At 45.6% G+C, this 22,177-nt stretch carries 21 protein-coding genes; 10 read left to right on the top strand and 11 right to left on the bottom strand.

All coding sequences use genetic code 11. The features are described 5' to 3' along the window. Window positions 1-228 precede the first annotated feature (228 nt). The 3 genes from Q1Q15_RS23855 to Q1Q15_RS23845 form a co-directional block, all read right to left on the bottom strand. Complete coding sequence (locus tag Q1Q15_RS23855) at window positions 229-705, bottom strand: DUF3237 domain-containing protein (RefSeq protein ID WP_300465160.1); 477 nt, start codon at window positions 703-705, stop codon at window positions 229-231. A gap of 148 nt (window positions 706-853) precedes the next feature. Next, window positions 854-1,666, bottom strand: coding sequence for a VWA domain-containing protein (locus Q1Q15_RS23850; protein ID WP_300465159.1), 813 nt, complete (start codon window positions 1,664-1,666; stop codon window positions 854-856). Window positions 1,667-1,829: 163 nt separating this feature from the next. Continuing rightward, window positions 1,830-2,708: a DMT family transporter gene (locus Q1Q15_RS23845; RefSeq protein WP_300465158.1), complete on the bottom strand. Its 879-nt coding sequence runs from the start codon at window positions 2,706-2,708 to the stop codon at window positions 1,830-1,832. A 280-nt stretch (window positions 2,709-2,988) separates the two neighbouring features. Here Q1Q15_RS23845 and tyrA point away from each other — a divergent pair, with 280 nt between their 5' ends. Continuing rightward, the gene (gene tyrA, locus Q1Q15_RS23840) at window positions 2,989-4,131 is read left to right on the top strand and encodes a bifunctional chorismate mutase/prephenate dehydrogenase (protein ID WP_300465157.1); all 1,143 of its coding nucleotides are present in this window, start codon (window positions 2,989-2,991) and stop codon (window positions 4,129-4,131) included. A gap of 19 nt (window positions 4,132-4,150) precedes the next feature. Here the strand turns inward: tyrA and Q1Q15_RS23835 are convergent, their stop codons facing one another. After that, on the bottom strand, window positions 4,151-5,497 hold the full coding sequence (locus tag Q1Q15_RS23835) for a sigma-54 dependent transcriptional regulator (protein ID WP_300465156.1): 1,347 nt from the start codon (window positions 5,495-5,497) through the stop codon (window positions 4,151-4,153). 15 nt (window positions 5,498-5,512) lie between these two features. Beyond that, window positions 5,513-7,291: an ATP-binding protein gene (locus Q1Q15_RS23830; RefSeq protein ID WP_300465155.1), complete on the bottom strand. Its 1,779-nt coding sequence runs from the start codon at window positions 7,289-7,291 to the stop codon at window positions 5,513-5,515. Between the two features lie 373 nt (window positions 7,292-7,664). Here Q1Q15_RS23830 and Q1Q15_RS23825 point away from each other — a divergent pair, with 373 nt between their 5' ends. After that, the gene (locus Q1Q15_RS23825; RefSeq protein WP_300465154.1) at window positions 7,665-8,207 is read left to right on the top strand and encodes a periplasmic heavy metal sensor; all 543 of its coding nucleotides are present in this window, start codon (window positions 7,665-7,667) and stop codon (window positions 8,205-8,207) included. Window positions 8,208-8,282: 75 nt separating this feature from the next. Here the strand turns inward: Q1Q15_RS23825 and Q1Q15_RS23820 are convergent, their stop codons facing one another. Then, complete coding sequence (locus Q1Q15_RS23820) at window positions 8,283-9,092, bottom strand: fumarylacetoacetate hydrolase family protein (protein ID WP_300465153.1); 810 nt, start codon at window positions 9,090-9,092, stop codon at window positions 8,283-8,285. Between the two features lie 99 nt (window positions 9,093-9,191). On the opposite strand from Q1Q15_RS23820, the gene Q1Q15_RS23815 reads away from it, so the two are divergent. The 5 genes from Q1Q15_RS23815 to Q1Q15_RS23795 all read left to right on the top strand — a co-directional run bounded on the left by Q1Q15_RS23815 (window position 9,192) and on the right by Q1Q15_RS23795 (window position 13,652). After that, window positions 9,192-10,061, top strand: a complete 870-nt coding sequence (locus Q1Q15_RS23815) for a rhomboid family intramembrane serine protease (RefSeq protein WP_300465152.1) — start codon at window positions 9,192-9,194, stop codon at window positions 10,059-10,061. A gap of 161 nt (window positions 10,062-10,222) precedes the next feature. After that, the gene (locus Q1Q15_RS23810) at window positions 10,223-11,314 is read left to right on the top strand and encodes a TRAP transporter substrate-binding protein (protein ID WP_300465151.1); all 1,092 of its coding nucleotides are present in this window, start codon (window positions 10,223-10,225) and stop codon (window positions 11,312-11,314) included. Between the two features lie 98 nt (window positions 11,315-11,412). After that, window positions 11,413-11,913, top strand: a complete 501-nt coding sequence (locus Q1Q15_RS23805; RefSeq protein ID WP_300465150.1) for a TRAP transporter small permease subunit — start codon at window positions 11,413-11,415, stop codon at window positions 11,911-11,913. Beyond that, window positions 11,910-13,232: a TRAP transporter large permease subunit gene (locus tag Q1Q15_RS23800; RefSeq protein ID WP_300465149.1), complete on the top strand. Its 1,323-nt coding sequence runs from the start codon at window positions 11,910-11,912 to the stop codon at window positions 13,230-13,232. Before Q1Q15_RS23805 ends, Q1Q15_RS23800 begins: the two co-directional genes overlap by 4 nt. A gap of 90 nt (window positions 13,233-13,322) precedes the next feature. Continuing rightward, complete coding sequence (locus Q1Q15_RS23795) at window positions 13,323-13,652, top strand: phage holin family protein (protein WP_363321041.1); 330 nt, start codon at window positions 13,323-13,325, stop codon at window positions 13,650-13,652. Between the two features lie 129 nt (window positions 13,653-13,781). Here the strand turns inward: Q1Q15_RS23795 and Q1Q15_RS23790 are convergent, their stop codons facing one another. The 4 genes from Q1Q15_RS23790 to Q1Q15_RS23775 all read right to left on the bottom strand — a co-directional run bounded on the left by Q1Q15_RS23790 (window position 13,782) and on the right by Q1Q15_RS23775 (window position 20,005). Beyond that, window positions 13,782-14,849 (bottom strand): TAXI family TRAP transporter solute-binding subunit, encoded by a 1,068-nt coding sequence (locus Q1Q15_RS23790; protein WP_300465148.1) that lies wholly within the window; start codon window positions 14,847-14,849, stop codon window positions 13,782-13,784. A gap of 187 nt (window positions 14,850-15,036) precedes the next feature. Beyond that, window positions 15,037-15,735 (bottom strand): FCD domain-containing protein, encoded by a 699-nt coding sequence (locus Q1Q15_RS23785; RefSeq protein WP_300465147.1) that lies wholly within the window; start codon window positions 15,733-15,735, stop codon window positions 15,037-15,039. Between the two features lie 3 nt (window positions 15,736-15,738). Continuing rightward, on the bottom strand, window positions 15,739-17,631 hold the full coding sequence (locus Q1Q15_RS23780) for a TRAP transporter fused permease subunit (RefSeq protein WP_300465146.1): 1,893 nt from the start codon (window positions 17,629-17,631) through the stop codon (window positions 15,739-15,741). 394 nt (window positions 17,632-18,025) lie between these two features. Further along, window positions 18,026-20,005: an FAD-binding protein gene (locus Q1Q15_RS23775; RefSeq protein ID WP_300465145.1), complete on the bottom strand. Its 1,980-nt coding sequence runs from the start codon at window positions 20,003-20,005 to the stop codon at window positions 18,026-18,028. A gap of 422 nt (window positions 20,006-20,427) precedes the next feature. Between Q1Q15_RS23775 and Q1Q15_RS25615 the strand changes: the two genes are divergently transcribed. From Q1Q15_RS25615 to Q1Q15_RS23765, 3 genes are all read left to right on the top strand, one after another. Continuing rightward, complete coding sequence (locus Q1Q15_RS25615; RefSeq protein ID WP_363321042.1) at window positions 20,428-20,547, top strand: GntR family transcriptional regulator; 120 nt, start codon at window positions 20,428-20,430, stop codon at window positions 20,545-20,547. Window positions 20,548-20,646: 99 nt separating this feature from the next. Then, entirely contained in the window at window positions 20,647-20,847 is a 201-nt protein-coding gene (locus Q1Q15_RS23770; RefSeq protein ID WP_300465144.1) for a hypothetical protein, read from the top strand. Continuing rightward, the gene (locus Q1Q15_RS23765) at window positions 20,848-21,120 is read left to right on the top strand and encodes an FCD domain-containing protein (RefSeq protein ID WP_300465143.1); all 273 of its coding nucleotides are present in this window, start codon (window positions 20,848-20,850) and stop codon (window positions 21,118-21,120) included. 61 nt (window positions 21,121-21,181) lie between these two features. On the opposite strand, the gene Q1Q15_RS23760 is transcribed toward Q1Q15_RS23765, so the two are convergent. Then, window positions 21,182-22,093, bottom strand: a complete 912-nt coding sequence (locus tag Q1Q15_RS23760; protein WP_300465142.1) for a HAMP domain-containing sensor histidine kinase — start codon at window positions 22,091-22,093, stop codon at window positions 21,182-21,184. Window positions 22,094-22,177 lie beyond the last annotated feature (84 nt).

Genomic DNA, 22,177 nt, shown 5'->3' with positions numbered 1-22,177 from the left:
AAAAAATCCTTTCATTAGTATTTTTCATGATGATCATATATGTTGCGAGTTGCGCTGTCTATAGCTGATTCTGCTTTTAGAACTTTTTTTTTAAAATGGTCGGTTTATTAATGGCTTTGTGCCTTACCTGATCAATACCATTGGTTTGTTCCTTTGATGCTTCTGAAATTTCAGCAATCAGACTGCCGACTTTTCCAGCGCTCTCGGCAACTTTACCAAATGCTTCATTTATTGAATTTTATAAAATGTGAGCAATACAGTGTCCGGCAGTCGGGTGGCATAACAGACAAACATGTGATTCATCAACCATTTATATTTTTCATCATATACTTCAAAGGTTGGAACAGCCCGGAAATAATACAGGCCAGGATCAATAAAATTACCCGCTTTCACATCTTCCACGTATTCAGGTGGTACGGTCCGGATACCCGTATTTTCAATATAAATGGCGGCGCCGTCATCTAATTGTATGGCATATCTTGCAGAAAGTTCACATTTGCCATCCGGGCGAATAATCTGGCTGTCAACACCACCGGGCAAAACGCTTCCAGTAAAGCCCTTCCCCATGACTTCACCGGATATAATTTTAATCAATTGTCTTCTGCCGACATTTTCATCCTGGCCGATGAAAATGGGTTTACCCACTACAATTTTAATACTGAAAACTTCTTCAAGCCCGGTCTCTATCGCATGAATATCATCCATTTAACAAAATCCTTTTTTCAATTTAGGTCGCTTAAAAAAGTTTACCATATTATATCACTCCTGCATTTGACAACTGAATTTAACCGTTAAAAGCAAGTTCGGGTTAAATTTGTTCCCACATCCTGAAGGAGATCCTTTCAATCAGGGTTCATATCGATACCCCACGCCATGGACAGTGGTGATAAGCTTCGGGTGGGCGGGAACAGACGTTACCGGTTCTTTTTTTCTGGATCTGCGAAGCACGGCACTGATCTTCAATTTTATCGGCCTGGGCTTCCAGTTCATCCGCTTCTTCCAACAATTCCCTGTCCTTGTACCGGGTCCCCACCCCCACGGTGGTGACAGAAATATTTTCTTTCATCAACGCGGCGCCAAGTCGCCCCAGATCTTCCGGCATGCGGGGGCCGATATTGGCAAGACCATCCGACAGGAGGACAATGCGGTGAACATAATCATTTTCAAGAAATTTCCTGATTTCTGAAGCGCCCTGGCTGACGCCGCCGAAAAGGGCGGTACTGCCGTTGGCACGAATCTGCTGAAGGGTGTGGATAATCCCCTGGATGTCCCTGGCATTTTGAGCCGGTACAATGGTGTGGACATTGGTATCATAGACCACCACAGAAAAAACATCCTGCTCCCCAAGCCGGGCTAAGGCTTCAATAGCCGCCGCCTTTGCCTGTTCAATCTTGAAACCCTTCATGGAACCGGATTGATCCAGGACCAGGGCAAGATTGACTGGGGGCCGTTTACGATGCAGCGGCGGGGTCGGGGCATCCAGGGTTATCTTGAGCACGATATTCTGGGCATCACCTGCCAAAAGGACAGCCCTGTCTGTTTCTACCCTGCAGATGACTTTATTGTGTTCAATTTGTGCCCCGGCAGTGCCGGCCGTCAAAGCAAAAATGATTCCTATTGAAAAAAACGTCCCTATCCTTTGATAATACGATGTTGATCGTGTCATGGCCCTTCTCCTTTAGTATTGAGTCAATCAATTTTTATGTAAAACAGCAATACAAAGATCTGCTTTACACATCCACTTTACATGGCCTTATGTTTCCATGTGTCATAAAGGGGTAAAGAAGATGTAAAAAATCTGTAAAAGAAGGGTCAGCAGTAACTTATGTCTATTGTCTGGTCTTTCTGACGGTCAAATACACATTGCCGGCAAAAATCAGGAATGCCCCGGTCCAACCCGATACCGACAGGACCGGGTCCATGGCAATAAACGGGCCTAACACGGCTGCCAGCAGGATTCGCGTTGAAGAGATGATCCCCCCTTCAATGGCAGTCACATATTTAAATCCCAGGGTAATCAGGTATTGGCCGGCAATGGACACCAATGAACAATAAACCAGGTATTTCAATTCAATCCATTGAGGAATATGGATCTTGTTAAAAAACACGATGGAGATGATCACCAACCCCAGGCCAAACAGAAAAAACAGGGTGGTCTCGGTATCATGCACCCGCCGTGAAAGATTAAGGTACATGATGGCAATGGCAGCACTGATACCCGATGCCAGTGCCCATAAAGAGTTTAGATGAAAGCTCATCTTTTCCGGTGCCAGAATCAGCCAGACCCCTGTAAATGCCAGGATAACAATAATGACGGCAATGGCATCCCGCTGTTCTTTTAAAAAAATCCATGAAAACAGGGTGATAAACAACGGATACGTCATGTTTAAAATATTGGCCTGGGCCACGGAGGTGACTTCCACGCCCTTGAAAAAACAATATACGGCAACACAATTGCCCACCGTCCTGCCGATGAGATACCGTTTCTTTTTCACCTTGAGCTTTTTCTTTGTGATGGCCATCAGGATCAAGACGCTCATAAACCCCAACAAAAACCTGGCAAACACGAAAAACGCCGGATCTATCTGCAGCCCTTTGATCTGGGACCATTTGATAATCACTGTGGCCAGGTAAAAGAAAAACGCAGAGCCGAAAATACACAGGCACCCAAGCCATACCTTTAAATCAAATTGAAGCGGTAATGACACTGTCTCACTATCCTCATTCGGGTTGAATCCATTTGTCAACCGCCATAACAGCCATTAAAGCTGAAGACCGAAAGTTGAGCCGTTAAATAAAAACTGGCTATAAACCATTTAACATGATTTAACAAGGCATCTGGCCTGTTTTTTATTTATTTATTTATCTAAATTTATAGTTTATTATCAGGCAGATACCTGAATGAACATTGTTGATGGCTCTTGAAATTGTCCGTATTTAGTGATATTTCATGCTGCCTTGGGACTAACGGTTTAGGAAAGCGACACTATGGAAACAGACCATCATACGTTTAACAAAGAAATCCTTCCATTACGAAACAAAATTGATCACATTGATTCCCAAATCCTGTCTCTGCTGACCCAGCGCCAGGCCCAGGTTGAACAAGTGGTCACCCTGAAAAAAAAATACCATATCCCGGTATATCATCCTGCCAGGGAAGAAGACCTGATCTCAAAATTGAGAATACAGGCCCAAAACGCTCATCTTGACCCGGATTTCATGGAAGATCTTTACCGGGTGATTTTAAGGCAGTCCCGGGTAGTTCAGACCGGCCAGATGGCCCACAAAGGCATCCGGACAGGGGCCAAAATACTGATCATCGGAGGCGCCGGCCAGATGGGACATTTTTTTGCATCCCTGTTTCGCAAATCCGGTTATGAGGTCAGGATCCTTGGGAGACAGGATTGGAACCATGCAAAACAGCTGTGCAGCGGTATTGACCTTTGTCTGATTTCAGTTCCCATTGAAAAAACCCAAACAACCATTGAACAGATTGCGCCCTTTCTGGACCCCCGGACCCTTCTTGCGGACCTGACCAGTATCAAGGCCGGGCCCCTGGAAAAGATGCTGAATTCCCATCCCGGACCGGTCACAGGTCTTCACCCCATATTTGGACCCACCTCAGGCTCCCTGGACAAACAAATCATTGTGGTTACCCCGGGAAGAGATTCAGACCAGTGCCAGTGGCTGGTGGAGCAGTTCACCCTCTGGGGGGCTGTTATTGTTCAATCCAGCGCCCGGGAACATGACGACATCATGGAAATTGTCCAGGCGCTGCGCCATTTTGCGACCTTTTGTTTCGGGCAGTTTTTATATGAACGACATACCCATCTTGACCGGACCCTTGAATTTTCCAGTCCGATTTACCGTCTGGAACTGGGGATGGTGGGCAGACTTTTTGCCCAGGATGCATCTCTCTATTCTGAAATTATCTTTGCCACCGAGGAGCGGCGCCACCTTTTAAAGGCCTATATTGCTTCCATGCATCAGCATCTTGAGATGCTGGAAAACAATGACAAATCTTTGTTTATTGAAAAGTTCGACCATATCGCCCAGTGGTTCGGTCCATTCAGCGAACAGGCCATGCGGGAAAGTAGTTTTCTGATCAACAAGCTGACGGAAAGATTTTAAATCATTGTTTGGCGTTGAATCAACTTTTCCCATATTGTTTTAATTTCTTCAACAGCGTTTTCCGGGTGATACCCAGCCGTCTGGCGGCTTCACTCTTGTTACCATCTGAAGCGTCAAGGGTGGAAAGAATGGCTTTTTCTTCTATCTGGGCGAGACGGATATTGCCAAAGCCTGTTCCCAAGTCTTTGTCATCTCCTTGCGGTGTGGTGATGACCGACAGGTCTTCCCGGCAGATAAAGTCAGACCGGGCCAGCACCACCCCCCGTTCCACACAATTCATCAACTCCCGGACATTGCCGTTCCATTCATACCGGATCATGGCATCCATGGCATCCGGGGAAAACCCTTTGATATCCCGTTTGTTTTTTTTTGAAAACGTTTCTAAAAAATGCAGGGCAAGGGTGGGAATATCTTCTTTCCGTGCCCTCAGGGGGGGAATTTCAATGCTCACAACATTCAAGCGGTAATATAAATCCTGGCGAAAGCGTTTCTGTTCCGACAATTTTTTCAAATCTTTATTGGTGGCTGCAATAATCCGGACATCTGTATGAATATTTTCGTCGCTTCCCACAGGGGTGATTTCTTTCTCCTGGATCACCCGCAACAGCTTGGCCTGCATGGAAAGACTCATTTCACCGATCTCGTCCAACAGGATACTGCCCTTGTCCGCCAGTAAAAATTTCCCTTTTCTTCTCCTGTCCGCACCGGTAAAGGCCCCTTTTTCATGACCAAACAGCTCTGACTCCAGCAGGGTCTCTGTGATGGCAGCGCAATTGATTCTGACAAAGGCCTGATCTTTTCTCAGAGAATTAAAATGAATGGCAGATGACACCAGTTCCTTGCCCGTTCCGGATTCGCCCACCACCAGGACGTTGGCATCCGTGGGGGCCACCATATGGATGGTATCCAGCAAAGTAAGAATGGCCGGACTCGTCCCGATGATATCATGGGCAAATGACTGGGCCTTTAACCGGGTTTTCAAATCCCTGTTTTCTGTTTTCAAATACAGACTTTCAAATATCCGTTCAATGGTCAATTTCAGCTTATCGAAATCCAGGGGTTTGGTCAGGTAATCATAGGCACCGATCTTCAACGCGTTTACCGCCGTTTGAACCGATGAATAAGCCGTCATGATGATCACCGGAAGGGACGGATTATAGGCTTTGATGTGCTGCAGGGCTTCCATGCCCGACATCCGCACCATTTTCATGTCCATCAGAATCATATCAAAGGACTGGTCTTTTACCATTTCCACGCCGGTGATCCCGTCATCGGCCAGATGGACCTCATATCCCCAATCTGTCATCAAGGTTCTGAGCATCATGGCATGGGCGCCGTCATCGTCCACCACAAGTATCTTTTTCATATATCGTTTATCCCCTTATAAAACCGGCAAATTGATAATAAAACAGGTGCCGCGGCCTTTTGTACTTTCCACACGGATACGGCCCTTAAGGTTTTCAATGATCCGGTGAACAATGGAAAGGCCCAGTCCCGTGCCAGTGGCCCGGGTGGTAAAATACGGATCAAAGATCAGGTCAATGGTGTCATCATCAATGCCCATGCCATTGTCCATGACCCGTATTTCAATCTCCCCCTCTTCCACGGCATCCTGCACCCGGATGTCCAGCTTCCCTCCGGGGTCCAACGCTTCTATGGCGTTGATATACAGGTTCAACAGCACCTGGTTCATGCGGTCGCCATCCGTTTGAATGACGGCTTTTTTTGTATCAATCGCGACCGTTGTGTTTATTTTCTTGTGAACCAGATCATGGTCAACCAGCCTCAGGGAATGATGGATCACATCCTTGATATCCACCTGTTTTTTTTCAACGACCATGGGTTTTGCAAATTCCAGCAACTGGGTAATGGACCGGTTGATCCGTTCCACTTCCTGGATCATGATCTGGGCGGTTTCCGTGTCAGTGGCATTGTCTTCATATCGCTTGCGGAAATAGGTGGCAAACCCTTTGATGGAACTCAACGGGTTCCTGATTTCATGGGCAACCCCGGCGGCCAGTTTTCCAATGGCGGCAAGCCGTTTATTTGTTTCCACCTGTTTTTTCAACTCCCGTATCTGGGTCAGATCCCGGAAAAGAAATAAAAATCCCATGGTTTGGTTTTCACTGTCCTTGATCAGGGAGGCGGTGATATCCAGTCGAATTTTATGGTCCGGATCAATAACCAGGTTGATCTCCCGGTTGACAATCTCCTGGGAAGCGCTCATTTCAGTGATCAATTCAATCCATTGCGGGAATGGCTGGGTCACGGCCCCGCCGAAAATATCTTTTGCCGCCTGGTTCACGGATGTGATCTTATGATCCGCATCCATGGTCACCAGTCCCGAGGGCATATTCTGGATCACATTATCGGAAAATGCTTTTACACTGGTCAAGGATGCCCGGGCAGACCGGTATGCCTGAAACGCGAACAAAGCCACCATTCCGGCACATCCCAGCAGAAAAAAGACAATGCCTCGCCAGACCGTCTCCTTTAACAGCCTGTCCCGGGCAAAGGTTTCTCTCTCCATGGAAAGCCCGGCAAACAGATAATGTTCGGTCATATCCGGCAGGGCCTCTCCCTGATCCTGGAGATAGGGCCGGCACCAGTCCCGGATATTTTCAGGGGCATTCTGGGGGTCCGGCAGGGTCTCTAACAGGTGTCTGGACATCTCATGCCGCCGCATATGCCGGCGCATGGATTTGGAACGGACCGGAACAAACCGTTTAAACACCTCAAAGACTTGTTCATCGTCTGTTTGCTGCCGAACCCTGTGATATACAATGGCGGGATCTTCCGTTGTCTGTGCCGTCCCGGGCATGGCATCAAAGATCTGGCCCACCCTGGCGGCATCCGAGTGGGCCAGAATCCGGCCATCCTTAGTGGTAATCATCATATAGACGACTTCCGGTTGAAACGCGGTTTCCATGAGCATGGTCTGGATTCGCTGGGCGCCCCATTTCATGGTGAACATTCCGGTCCGGGTGCCTGCCTCAAAGGTTCTGATCAGGGAAATTCCTTTTTCCAGAAGTCGTTGAGTGGAAAATTCTTTTTGCCGTTCAAGCCGGTCCAGGGTCATGAGGGTGAAGATCGGCAGCAGGATCAATAAAATACCCACCATTAACCAAGGGGAAACAAATGGGAAAGACTGCTTTTTCATTTTCTTTTTATGACCTCTTTCTAATACAGGGAATCGTTTTTCTTATCATCCATCATTTTATCGGGTTAGCCTGACCTTTATAGCAGACAAGCAAAAACAAGACCATGGAAGAAATGCCGGTGTTTTAAGGGGTCATTGATTTCCAGGCATCCGAATCATGGGTATTTTATATCCACCTGGATACCTTGTCCTGGGTAATAAGTATACACTATCTCAAATTCAATACAATGGCCTTATGGGGAAAAATTTCAAATATACCTTAAAATTTCAGTGTCTTGAAAATTAATTTTTCTTCTGGCATGCCCTTTGCTATATTCTATTTCAACACGTGATCAAAACGATCCATTAACACCAAACCATAACATTGGAGGGTATGATGAAAAAATCAATCATTATCATGAGTTCACTATTGTTGGTAGCACTGGTAGCCGGAAGCGTATTTGCCTGGGGAGGACCGTGCAAGGGAAACCGGGGAGCGGGTTCAGGGTTTAATCAAAACTGTCAGAGATACGGGGGTCAGGATGCCTTAAACGACCTGTCCCAGGAACAGAGGGATGAAATAAAGGCGCTTCACCAAAAATTCATCGATGACACCTACCCGGTGAGATCTGAAATGTTCCAAAAGCATCAGGAAATAAAAATGCTCATGGAAACCTCTAATCCGGACAGAACAAAACTGTTAGACTTGTCCGATGAACTTACCGACCTGCAAAAGCAGATGAGAGCCAAACAGATCGACCTTCAACTGGCTGCAAAAAAGATCGCCCCGGAACTGAACATGGGCATGGGATTTGGCAAAGGTCATGGCAAATGGTCCGGCAAGGGCAAATGCAGAGGCGGCCAGGGACAAGGGCCTGGACAGGGACAACAATCCGGGAAAGCGCCAGGACAGGGCTGTGGCCGGTACAACAATTAAACACTGATCAGATTCACTCGATAACCGCCCGGAAGGATAGCCTCTCTTTCCGGGCAGTTTTCGGTCAGGCACTATTTAGTCTTTCTCAAGCGTTATGTTATTTTTCAACCCACCGATTTTCTCAATTCTGGTTTCCAGCACATCCCCCGGGCTTAGATAGACGGGCGGCTTCCGGGCAAATCCCACCCCACTGGGGGTTCCTGTTAAGATGAGGGTACCCGGTACCAGGGTGGCTGACTCAGACAAATAGGAAATAATCTGGCCCACGGAAAAAATCATGTCGCTGGTATTGCTCGTCTGCATGGTGTGACCATTTAACACACATTCAATGTCAAGGTTCCCGGGGTCATCCAGCTCATCCGGTGTCACAATCCATGGCCCCACAGGACAGAAGGTATCAAAGCTTTTCCCCTTTATCCATTGCTGTCCCCCGGCATGCTTCTGCCATCTTCTGGCGGAAATATCATTGGCACAGGTATAGCCCAGGACATGGTCAAGGGCCTTTTCCACAGGAACGTTCCTGGCCGTCTTCCCGATGACCACGGCAAGCTCAGCCTCATAATCCACTTCCGGAATCTTTACACACGAGGCCGGAATCCGGACATCTTCAAGGTGGCCCGTGGCCGCACTGATATTCTTCATGAACACCACCGGATATTTCGGCAATGCCATCCCGGTCTCCTTTGCATGCAGGTTATAATTCAACCCGATGCAGAAAATAACCCGGGGGGATATGGGCGGTAAAAATCGTTTAACCGGTTTTCGGCGCCCGGTATTGGAAAAATCAGAATAAATATCTCCCTCAATCACGGATGCACTGCCCTTATCAAAGTCACAGCCGGTGTAAACGGCATTGTCATCACTTTCAAATCTTAGTATTTGCATGTTTATTTTCCCCTGGTAATCCTATATATATTAGAAATGCTGACTCGCTTTTTTATTGTATTAAAATCATTGCCCCAAAAGATCAAGGCCCATTAACCTGTGACCAAGGATTTTATAACAATATTTACGGATCTTCCTGACAAAAAAGCAGATTTAATCATCCTGATTTTAACCTCTCAAAACATTGAAACCCATGTTGAACGAGAAAGCAATGTCTTTCATATCCGGGTACCGGCGGATGACAAAACAAAAGCCCTCTCCATGGTCAAAACCTATTACACAGAAAATAAATTTTTCAGGTTACGGCGACAACTGCAGGAATTTCCCCTATCCTCTTTTAACTCCCCCCCGGCGTTTGTGATCATGGGATTTCTCTGCTTGATCCATGCAGCCTGCCACTATTATCACCTCCACGAGGACATGATATTGAAATATGGGGCATCCGCCCTGTTTATCCTCCAGGGGGAGACCTACAGGGCGATTACCGCCCTGCTGCTCCATTCGGATGCCCGGCATCTTTTGGGAAATATGGCCGGCCTGCTCATTTTCGGTGCCCCCGTCATTTCCCTTTCAGGATTCGGCCTGGGGCCATTGATGCTGTTGTTCACCGGCACCCTTGGCAATCTGATCAATGCCCATTTCTATCAAACGGCCCATCTTTCCATTGGTGCGTCCACATCCGTCATGGGCGCAGCCGGTCTTCTTGCAGCCTACCAGGTAACCCGGAAAGGGAAACCGTTTCGTTTAGACACGCTGGTGCCCCTGTGTGCCGGTGCCGTCCTGGTGGCCATGTTCAGCCAGGGAGAGCGCACCGATGTCTGGGCCCATGTCTTTGGTTTTCTTTGCGGGCTTTTTTCCGGGATTGTTTTTTTCCCCCTGAACCGGACGCTTCAATTTCCGTATAAAAATATCATGGCCCTTTTCTTCACTCTCCTTATCCTTGTTTCCGCCCTGGTATCTGCAGATTAAGTCACCCCTGTCACCCCCTTCACCGATGTGTCATGATGGGTCCGCCATCACAAATTCCCCTTGACCTCTTCCTTGCTTTTATGGCAATTCAATGAGCACATTATGTGTGATGTGGCAACAAATAATAGAACACAAAGCGGAATCGAAAAAGGAGGACCATCATGAAACGAAGAGAGTTTATCAGCAAAGTGGGTTTAGGGGTCGCTGCCACCGCTGCCACGGGAATCATTGCTGCACCCCTGGCCGTGGCAAAAGAAAAACCAATCAAGTGGAAAATGGTGACCAGCTGGCCACCGAAATTCCCCATCCTTCAAGACAGCTGCCACCGTCTGTCAGAAAATATCGATAGAATGTCCGGGGGCCGTCTCAAGATACAGGTCTTTGCCGGCGGTGAACTGGTTCCCCCCCTGCAGGTATTCGATGCCGTGAGCCAGGGCAAGGTGGTGCAATGCGGTTCCACTGCGCCCTACTATTATGCCGGCAAAGTTCCCGAGTCCCAGTTCTATTCAGACTATCCGTTTGGTATGCCCCACCGGGGAAAAATGGCCTGGCTCTTAGAGGGGGGAGGGATGGAACTTTTCAGGGAAATCTACAAACCCCACAACCTGCACCCGATCATGATGCTCTCCACCGGCACCCAGATGGGGGGCTGGTTCCGCAAAGAAATCAATTCCCTGGCCGACCTCAAGGGCCTGAAAATGAGAATCCCGGGTCTGGCCGGCAAAGTCATGGCCCGGGCCGGGGTCAATGTGGTGAACCTTCCCGGTTCAGAAGTGTATACCGCCCTGGAACGGGGCGTAATCGACGCCACCGAATGGGTGACTCCCCTGTACGACTACCGACTGGGACTCTATCAGGCAGCCAAGTATTGTTATTACCCGGCCTGGCACGAACCCGCCACAACGGTCCCCCTGGTGGTGAACACAACCGCCTGGGCCGAACTGCCCGATGACCTCAAGGCCATCGTGGACATGGCCTGTGCGGAAAGCGTGTCCTGGACCCTGGCCAGGGCAGATGCCCAGAACGGGCAATTTCTGCGGAAGATGGTGGATGAAAAGGGTGTCAAGCTTCTCCCGTTTCCTGATGACGTCATTCGGGAACTCCACAAGATCACCAATGAGATGATGGCCGAAGAAAGCGCCAAAAACGATAAATTCAAGGCCGTGTATGATTCGGCCCAAAAATTCCAGGTCGATTTCAACTACTGGATGGAAGCCTCGGAATGGGCCTACATAAGAGCCTATAACCTCTAACCGAATATTTCTATGATCCGCCTCCCGGGAAAAGGGCCCTCTTTTCCCGGGAGGCTGGACGTCAAATCACACCATTGTGATAAAGGAGACCGGGGAAAATGATTGACTGGATTGACACCCTCAATCGGAGATTGGGCAGGGCCGTATCCTGGATGACGCTAATGCTGGTGCTCATCACCATTTATGACATCTTGATGCGGTATGTGTTCAAAGCAGGATCTGTCTGGATACAGGAAGCAGAATGGCACCTGTTCGCTGCCAACTTCATGCTGGCCAGCGGGTGGACCCTGCTGCGGGGCGGTCACGTGCGCGTGGATCTGCTGTATAACCGGTTTTCCCCCCGAATGCAGGCGGTTGTCGATCTTTTGGGCACACTGCTGTTTTTGTTCCCCTTCTGCGCGGTGGTCATCTGGGCATCCATTCCCTATGTCATGGATTCCTGGGCCATGTGGGAAGGGTCCTCGGACCCCGGTGGCCTTCCCGGCCGGTTTTTACTCAAAACCACCATTCCGGTGACCTTCTTTATGATTGCGCTCCAGGGCGTTTCCATGTTTGCAAAAAATCTTAAAATCCTCACGACCCACGGGAAACAGTCATGACAGAACTCCTTCCTTTTTTAATGTTCGGCGCCCTGGGCGTCTTCATCATGTTCGGTTATCCAGTGGCGTTCACCCTGGGGGGAACCGCACTGATCTTCGGGATGCTCGGCGGTCTGGGCATCGATTTTTTCACCCTCCTGCCCATGCGCATCTGGGGCCGCATGACCAGTTCCACCCTGGTGGCCGTGCCTCTTTTCATTTTCATGGGCGTCCTGCTGGACCGGTCCGGCCTGGCCGAAGACCTGCTGGACACCATGACCGCCCTGTTCGGAAAATTACGGGGGGGAATGGCGACCTCAGTAGTGGTGGTGGGTGCGCTCCTGGCCGCTTCCACCGGCATCATGGGTGCCACAGTGGTGACCATGGGGGTGATCTCACTTCCCCTGATGCTGAAAAGGGGGTACCAGCATGAACTGGCAGTCGGAACCATCTGTGCCGCCAGCACCCTGGGACAGATCATTCCCCCCAGTATCGCCCTGGTTATTCTCGGGGATATCATGGGCGTTTCCGTTGGAGAACTGTTCATGGGTGCCCTGATCCCCGGCCTGCTGCTGACAACCCTCTATATCCTGTTCGTCCTGCTCTATCCGCTGGCACGGCCAGGCGTGGCGCCAGGCATGAGCGATGCGGAAATGGCCAAAACCGGTACAAAACAATTGTTCCTGCAGGTGGTGAAATCCCTGCTGCCTCCTGGGGGATTGATCATGGCAGTGCTGGGCTCCATCTTCTTTGGCATTGCCTCACCCACCGAAGCCGCAGCGGTGGGAGCCGCCGGCGCTGCCGTATTGACCCTCCTGCGCGGTAGAATGACCCTTACTGTTCTCCGGGAAGTGATGCGGACCACCACAGGGTTTACCTCAATGGCCTTTATCATCCTGCTCGGCGCCACCGCTTTCGGTCTGGTGTTCCGGGGCCTGGGCGGGGACGAAGTCCTCCGGGGCTTTCTCCTGGGTGTGGGGGGCGGCACCTGGGGGGTACTGCTCCTGGTGATGGGGATTCTTTTCATTCTGGGCTTTTTTCTTGATTTTATCGAAATCACGTTCATCGTGATCCCGATCTTAGCCCCCATCGTTGCGGACCTGGGAATTAATCCGTTGTGGTTCTGCATTTTGATTGCCATCAATTTCCAGACCTCTTTTCTGACACCCCCTTTTGGCTTTGCCCTGTTTTACCTTAAAGGCGTGTGTCCGCCCGAGGTCACCACGGCCGAAATTTACAGGGGCATCATCCCCTTTGTCCTGATCCAGATCGTCGGTCTGGGACTGGTGCTGGGATTTCCCCAACTGGCCACCTGGCTCCCTGGTGTGCTGTTCAAATAGGCCGGGGTGACCTTGAACATCATCGCTTTCTTTTTCCTGCCGTCTATAGTAAAAAGAATGACACGTTCACTCTAATTATCTGGAGATAAAATGATAATTGTTAATATTCTGATCCTCAGCGTTGCCGTGTTTCTGGTATCCAATTTTTTGCCGGGAATAAAAATTAAAAATTTCATGACAGCCATATGGGTGGCAATGGTGTATTCCGTGATCAATTTTTTAGCCGGATGGCTGTTGATCTTTTTAACCCTGCCCTTTATGATTATTACCTTCGGCTTGTTTAAATTCGTGATCAATGCTTTTTTGCTCTGGCTGACAGACAAATTAATCGACGATTTTGAAATCAACACTATTTTTACCACTGTTGTTGCCGCTGTCCTTATTACACTGGTGGATTCCCTTATCAAATGGGTATTCTAGCAATAGTGAAAACCGCCACAGCATTCGTCCATATCCGGGGCTCTTTTCGCTGATACCCGTCACGGAGATGAAGTCAGACTTCAATGTCCAGATGAAAAGTTCATTTAGGCCTGACTTCATTTTTTAGGGTTATTTATCTAAATATCCCAAATCTTGTAGTGATTTAATCGGAACATTCGTTTCTTTATAGAATTTCAAAGCAGCAGGATGGAATCGTTCCTCAGAAACCCCAATTGCAGCCATAGTCTTTTCATTAAGGATCATTCCGCCTATACTGATTTCTTTAAATTTATTTATATTCTTGTAGTAGACAGTCAACATTTTTGTCACGATTTCATCTGGAACTGACACATCACACATCCAGGTTATTGCCTTACCCAAACCATATCCAACTTCAGTTTGTGTCGTAGTGATAGCACCAGAAGGGAACTTAACTAAGGTTCCTGGATGGCCTGTCTTTTTTTTCATAGCGTATGCTTTTTCCGGGTCTAATGATACCAGGTTAATTTGTTTTACAGCGAAAAGTTCGTTCAAATAACCGGACGGTTTAAACTGGTTAGGGCCAACCAAGCTGATGCCACCATGAATCACATCAATGAGACCATCGCGCAGAGATCCGATCATTGGTGCGACTCCCAACGGTTTGAAAACAGGTTTAATACCCGCTTCATTAAATGTTCCAATAAAGCCTTGTGCCTTGGCATTCAACAATCCTACTGTTGCCGGGACAAACGTTTTGCCGTCCATGTCATACATTGTTTTGATTTTTGGATCAGCTGCCAGCATGGCGTCTGTGGTAAAACCGATCATGCAAAGATGGCGTAGCCTTTTGAAATCATAATCTTTAGTAAAAGTCTCCCATCCTTTCCAACCTTGCTGAGCTCCCCACCAAGAATCCTCAACACCAAAGAAAATCAAATGCCCGCGTTTCTTTTCATATTTTGCCAATGTTTTCATATCGACATTCGGCCCTTTTCCTTCACGGGCAATCGCTTTGATTCCAATGTCGCTTTCATTGATTTCTTTGGCCCAAAAGACGGCATTGGTATACATTGAAGTGCCTGGCCATAGTGCTGAAATTTCAATGCTGTATGGATTTTTTTGGTCTGCATGTGAAGAACTTATACCGCAAAATGCAACAAGGCCCAACGTAATCACGAACAGCGTTACTCTTAAACATAATTTTTTTTTCATCATTTTACCCTCCTGTTTAATGTTGGTGTATAAAAAAGACTGGTCAAAATATCAAAAGCAATTGCTGTAAAAAATAGAAACTTATTGATTAAATCGTGAACTTAGCGCGCTATCGCGCGAGCTTTTAGCATTAGCTGTTCGCTAAAAACCTAAAAGCTAACAGCTAAATGCAACTTCCTATACTGTTAAATTATTTGACCCGACCATTCTGCCGAACGATATTTTTATAAATCTTTTTTTCGGCACGATCAGGGTCATGCTGAGCAAGAGCCTCAATAAGTTCAATATGATCCTGATATGCTACCTTTAAAAACGACGATGAAACCGAGGTGCCTGGATAATAGAAAAAAAGTTCCAGTAATGATTTCAATAGATTGGTTATGATCGGATTTCCTGCTATTTTTGCAATTTCAAGATGAAATTTGTTATTAATTTCACCATGCAGCTGTTTGTTCTTTTCTTCAATGAATGATTCGTTAATGGCCGTGAGGATTTCAACGTCAGCTGGACTGGCTTTTCCCGCTGCTGAACGGGCTACGGCAGATTCAAGTATATTGCGAAGTTCTTTAAAATCATCAATGGAGACATCATTGTTAAGATTAATGTCCTGAAAAAATATTTTTATCGGTTTTGTAAAATCTTTTTTTACAAATGACCCCCCCTTTGGACCTGGTTTTATTTCGATAAAGCCGGATTGCTCAAGCGATAAAAGGGACTGTTTAATGACGACTCTACTCACTTGAAGATTTTCAGCAAGGGCCCGTTCCGTTGGAAGTTTATCCCCCTTTTTCAGCTTCTGCTTTAAAATAATGTTTTTTAGTTGAGCTGCAATATTGGCAGAAAGTGTCTCTTTTTTCGGTGGAACTAAAAAATTTTCAAAACTCTTCATTCTTTAACCTTCTTCTATTGGTTTGTAATTAAATAGACGCTTTTTTCTAATTTGAATCAGTGTTACACCAATAAATAAAATAGTTCCAAGAATAAAAAAAACAAACGTTGATGTAGTTATAAAAAGTGCCATTGACAAACCGCTAAGAACTTGAGCAATCCGTTCCATCGGCGTGCTGCATTCTAAAAAGTATCCAATCATTGAAGATTCAAAACAGATCAACAAAACAACGCATGCAACCAATCCAAAACTCTCAATGAAAAGATTTTGGGGCTGTAATAATAACAAAGGACAATAGATAAAAAGAAAAGGCAATAAAAATCCACCCATGGCAGCCTTGGTTGACTCTATGGCTGTTTTAATATAATTGGCATTGGCCACTTTTGCTGCAATGAGTGACACAATGGCTATCGGTGGTGTTAAAAATGCAAATACCGCCACAAACATAGCGAAAAAATGCCCTTGCTCGAACGTAACCCCCATTTTCATCAAGGCAGGAACAGTAAAGACAGCCACCATAATATATGCGGTGATAGATGCACCCCCCATTCCCAAAATGACGGAAACAACAAATATTAATAAAAGTGCAACGATTAATATGCCATGACTCCAGGCAACGATCCCCAGAACGAATTTAACGCCGATACCACTCATGTTTAATGTGCTCAAGATGAGACCCACACATGCTGTTGATGCACCAATCGCTGCGGCGGATTGTGTACCTTTAACAAATCCATCGACAAAGGCACTTAAACTAGGGCGAGTTTTACCTCGTATTAATGAAACAATAAGGACTGTTACAATCGCCCAAAATCCAACGAAATTAATGGAGTAGCCCATCAATAGCAGCGTGATGATTACGATAATGGGGGATAAAAAATTGAATGTTGCAAACATCCATTCTTTACTTTCCATAGTTTCCTCGGGTTCTTCATCGGCAACGGTGAGATTTCTTTTACATGCAACAAAATAGACATAGAGGCCCAGTGTGAAAAAGTATAAAACTGATGGTAATATGGCCATGGTCACTATTTGCAGATAAGGAATTCCGGTCAGTCCAGACATGGCAAAAGCAACCATCCCCATAATCGGTGGCATTATTTGGCCGCCGTTGGAAGCTGCGGCTTCAACACCACCTGCTTCATGTGGTTTGAAGCCGGTTTTTTTCATTAAAGGAATTGTTATTGGCCCTGTTACGGCGACATTTGCGGCAGCACTGCCTGTGATAGAACCAACACCGGCGCTGGCAATCACGGCCATCATAGCAGCACCTCCTCTGACCTTGTTCATTACCAAACGCCCTAACATGATAAACAGTTTGCTTGCACCGGTTGCGTTCAAAACACCACCGAATAGAATGAATAGAAATAAAAAATTGGCTGAAATATGTAAAAAGGCATAAACGCCTCCTTCAAAACCGACCGACAAATTCGCGATGGCCTGAGAAAAAATCATGGACTGGCACGTTAAGGGTTCAGGCAAATACTCACCTACAAAACCATATAGAATAAAAATAATGGAAATAATGGGTAAGAATGATCCAAGTCCCATACGTGTGGATTCAAGCGCCAGGAATATAAGTAATATCCCCATGCATAGATCCAGGTTGCTGTTGAAGTATGCTCTCAATTGTATATCTTCCCAAAATATCTGGACATAACCGAAAACAACGATACAAATGATAGAAACGATTATAGACCAAATCTGCCCTGCCTTTTCCTTTTGGGATTTGTAATGGTGGATAATGGTAATAAGAATACAAAAGGCAATATGGAGATTTAGATAAGGGATGGTGGATAACAGATAAACCTGGGATGAGATCATTTGGAAAATGACCAGAAAAAATGTTAGGCCGATGATTAAAAGATCAACCATTTTCGCTTTAGTGACTGACATATCCATCCTTTAAATTGAATAATGATAAAAGGTTTGGCACAATATTTATCGATTTAAATTGCCCACTTATTAAAGATAACAATTGCTATACTCTAAAATGTTCTCCAGTATCTTTACGTTTCCAACGGACTCTCTGCATAAGCGGATGATTGAGGGTAATCGCACCTGATTCACGACATTCTTCAACACAACAGCCGTCATAGTAGCATTCGTCAGGATACAATATTATAGGGGGTCCTTTTTTTTCGGGATTTGGGATTAAAACATCCATGATGCAGACCTCAACACAACGGCAGCATCCCGTACAAATATCCGGATTAATGGTTACGCAATTCCCGGGAGTTGGCAGATTAGGCATGGCATAAGCTGAATATTTCATTTGTTTCTCCTTTTTTCAATGGCTGAGGTATCCCTTGTAGTCAGAATTATGTCGTTCATAGTTCAAGGATATCGGATTTGAATAATCAAGCGACAATTTATCAGATGTTATCTGACCATTCTTTTGAGAAGTTGTAACAAAAGCATGCCAATCGGGAGGATCCATTTCTTGATATTCCTGGCGTGTAAATCCTAAATGTTTACTGCTTGCCCTGCGCGCCAGACAGGAATTAATGATCAACTCATTGCCATCCAGAAGGTTGAAACTCTCGATTACCCGTCCCAGCATATGAGGATTATGGGCATATACATTGGGAAGGATATTCTCCCGGATATCTTTTAACCAGATCAACCCTAAATTCAGAAGATTTTCATTTTTAATTTCACCGCAGTACTGCTGCATCACCCGGCACAGGCCTGCCCTCAATTCTTTCCAATCCATGCCTGATTTTAATTGGGCAGGTGCTAAAACTCGATTTTTTTCAGCAGTAACCTGATCACGATCAATAACTGAATCACTGGAAGTCAAGGCATATTCTGCAGCCTTCCTCCCGGCATACCGACCGGTAGCTGCAGCATGGGAGTAGTAATTGCCGGCATATAGCGCATTGCCGGCCGCAAACAGACCCTCAAGATTTGTCTGCAAGTTCCAGTCTGTAACCAAGCCTCCTGGACTTGCAAAAGGTCCACGGCCTCTGAAATAAGGCACGGTTTCATGCTGCCACATTCCCGGGAAGGGCTCACCACCAAGCATATAATAACTTTGAAGCAGATCTTTTTTGGGATCGAATCCGGCAGCTGTATAAGTATCATACACAGGCACCTTGGTGCGCCCCTCTTCGCCGACCATCATCCCCCAGATAACACGGCGTTCGTGGTCAGGCATGTCGGTTAGGTCTGCATAGAGCGGAAGCATGTATTCACCGTTTCGAATACGGGTTTCCAGATCATCTACCAGGTGGGAATATCTATGGTCGGGATGCAGGGATCGATCACCAAAATATTTTTGGCCCTCGGCAGGAAGCGTCCTTTCTGACACGTCATTAATTGGATTGCCTTTACCATCAACCCATGGAATGATTTTCCCCTGGGCATCGACCATCGTCGCAGGATACCAGGTATTTTTTGGGTTGCCGGAACCATATGACGGCAATTGATATCCGGGTGCCGGTGCGGGAGATGATTTTTCCATCATTGTAAATTCAGCGCCTGCATTCCATGCGATTGCCGGCCCGTCACAGATGATATTTGGATGAAAATATGGCAGCCCGGTAAGCTCGCTTGAAAACAACCAGTTCCCTTCTGCAAAAGACATGCAGTTTATAACTGCCTTAGCCTTCATGATAAAGAACTCTCCGGTACGCGTATTAAGTCCGGTTGCGCCGACCACTCGCTCCCCTTGCCTTCCATCTTCGGTTAACAGGCTTGTAACCAGCAACCTGTTCAACATTTTAACACCGAGTTTTTTACATCGTTTATACATGGCCGGTTTAAATGTCGTACCCCAGATACGTATCGTTATATTATTTTTATAATCATAGGCATATAAAAACTTTGTTTTTTCATCTCTAAAAGGAGCGCCTTTAAATTCGTCATTCAGGTCCCGGATTTTGCCTCCCATCTCTTCTATTTCCAGAAGAGTATCGTAGCTTTCGCGCGCCGCAATATACCTTGACAAGGCATTCGCATAGCCGCCATAGGAGTTTACTTCCCATTCAATAGCTTCTTCAGCCGTAACTGGAGATGCCGGGTTGGGGCAGTTGACCCAGTGATCCACTCCGGACCCCCCACCAGCCCTTTTTGAGTGAGATTTATCGGCCACAATAACGCTAAGACCTCTTTTTGCAGCGCTGATTGCTGCCATACATCCCGCAGGGCCGCCACCCAAAACAAGCACGTCCGTTGTCAGCTCGGTTTCTTCCCCATATTTAATGGGATACGGCCACTTTAAAGATGATTCCCCGTGTTGTGAAAATGATTCAAAAAAAGTTGACATTTTATAATCCTCTAAAATAAATAATTCTTATGGACTATCCAATAGCCCATAAGCCGAATAGACCAAAATACTATTGTTTTGTCAAGGTTTTTTTAAAATATATACAAAATAAAAAAACATACCTTTATTAAGGATATCCATCCTCATAACAGTGACTTAAAATTAATCAAGATTGAATCTAAAACAAATAGGCCGTTATCAGCACAAAATTATTGACAATAAATTTTGAGGGGATACTTCATCGAAAACCAATGGACGGTCCATTGTGTTAATTAGTCCGTTGTGCCGGTAAACAGATGAGATCCGAATATGAAAGGCTTATTATGAATCAAGAAATTTTCTCTTCATTAAAACAGTCGGTTAAAAAACGACTGCCGGATCAGATTACTCTTCAGATCAAAAAATTGATCTGAAGTCGACAGATTAAAGAAGGAGAAAAAATACCACCGGACCGAACATTATCAGAGACAATAGGTGTCAGTCGTGTGGTCATTCAGGAAGCTGTCCGGAGCCTGGAACGTGCTGGTTTTTTTATGAGGTAAAACCCGGAGCAAAAGGGGGCTGGTTTGTTGCCAATAATCTGCACAAACCTCTCCTGGAATCCATCGCTGATATTTTTAGTGCCGGCAGTCTATAATTAAATGACTTTTTTGAAACCAGGGGGTGCCATTGAATATCTTTGTGTGAGAAAAGCGGCTGAAAAGATTACAGATAAGGATATTGAAGTGTTTGAAAAGATCAACCTGGAATTTCTGGATGCCATGAAAGATCCATCCATCATGTTTGATACCAATTTGAAATTTCACGTATTGTGCGACAATTATCCTGTCCGGACAAAGTAATTGACATCTGATATTCACGTTAAAATTGTGCAAATCAGTGGGAATTCCCTGAACAAACTCATGATTGTGGCCATTATGGAAATGATGAGCATCCTGTATGCAGGTGCTTACCAGTCTTTTGAATTTATCAAGGAAAACCATGAACGCCATAAAAAAATCATCACTGCGTTAAGATCAAGAAATCCTGAGTTGGCTGCAAAAAGGATGTCCGAAGATATCAGCCTGACCCTTGATTTGACCATACTGCCTAAACCAGACACTAATACGATTTAGCATCAGATTTTTTATCACCGAATATAAGGTAAAACCGAGCATTGAGAAGTTCAGCTTTGGACTATTTAATCAGACCGGACGATATTGAAGGAAGTACTATTTCAAACAATATCCGGTCATTATTTTTCCACTCTTGAGCGGTTATAGTTCCTTCATGATTCTTAATTATTTTCTGAACGATTGCTAATCCAAGTCCGGTCCCTTCCGTACCATTTTTTGTACCTCTATAAAATGGCAGAAAAATTTTTTCGAATTTATCATAGGCCAAAGGGCGACATGTATTGGTGATTCGAATTATTGTCTGGTGCTTGTTATTATCCAAAAAGGATAGCTCCACACTTCCACCATTAGGACTGAATTTGATTGCATTGGAGATAAGGTTGGAAAATGCGAGGTGCATGCTATTCGGGTTGGCCCAAACCGAAGTATTCAGCGTCTCCCATTGGGTATCAATTTTTAAACCTTTATGGTTAATCTCTATTGAGAGTCCATTAAAAACGGTAAGAATAATTTCTTTCAAACAAACAGCAGTCTTTATCTCGGTAAATTCGATTAAATCCTGCTTGGCATATTCAAGTATTCGACCTACCAGCATGTCAATTTTCTGAATGTCCTCATCAATAGAATCAATTTTATCCGTAACATCAGGATTATCATAATTGTATAGTTGCTTTTGAAGAATACCCAAAGCAATTTTGATTTGGGTCAAAGGTGTACGGATTTCGTGGGAAATATTTGTAGAAAGCGCTTGGGTACTTAAAACAATTTTTTCTATACGGTTAGCCATTATGTTTATGCTTCGTGCCAATTTTTGAATCGCATCCTGCCCTTTAGTTTCTACCCTCCGACTCAATTCACCTTCCGCAATTTTCTGTACCGCACACATTAAATTTTTGATAGGCTTTAAAATAAAAAATCGAATTGGAATAAAAATGATCAGTCCAGTTGTTAAGCAGCGCGCTAAATTAAACAAATGAAGTACGAAATTTTCAAAATAAATTGACCATTCTGAAAAAATATCAGATTAAATGAGACTCAGGATAGGGTCTTTTTTTAT

The organism is Desulfobacula sp. (assembly GCF_030145145.1).
GTDB lineage: Bacteria > Desulfobacterota > Desulfobacteria > Desulfobacterales > Desulfobacteraceae > Desulfobacula.
The sequence above is the reverse complement of the archived record's forward strand: the minus strand, read 5'-3'. Positions and strand labels throughout refer to the sequence as shown.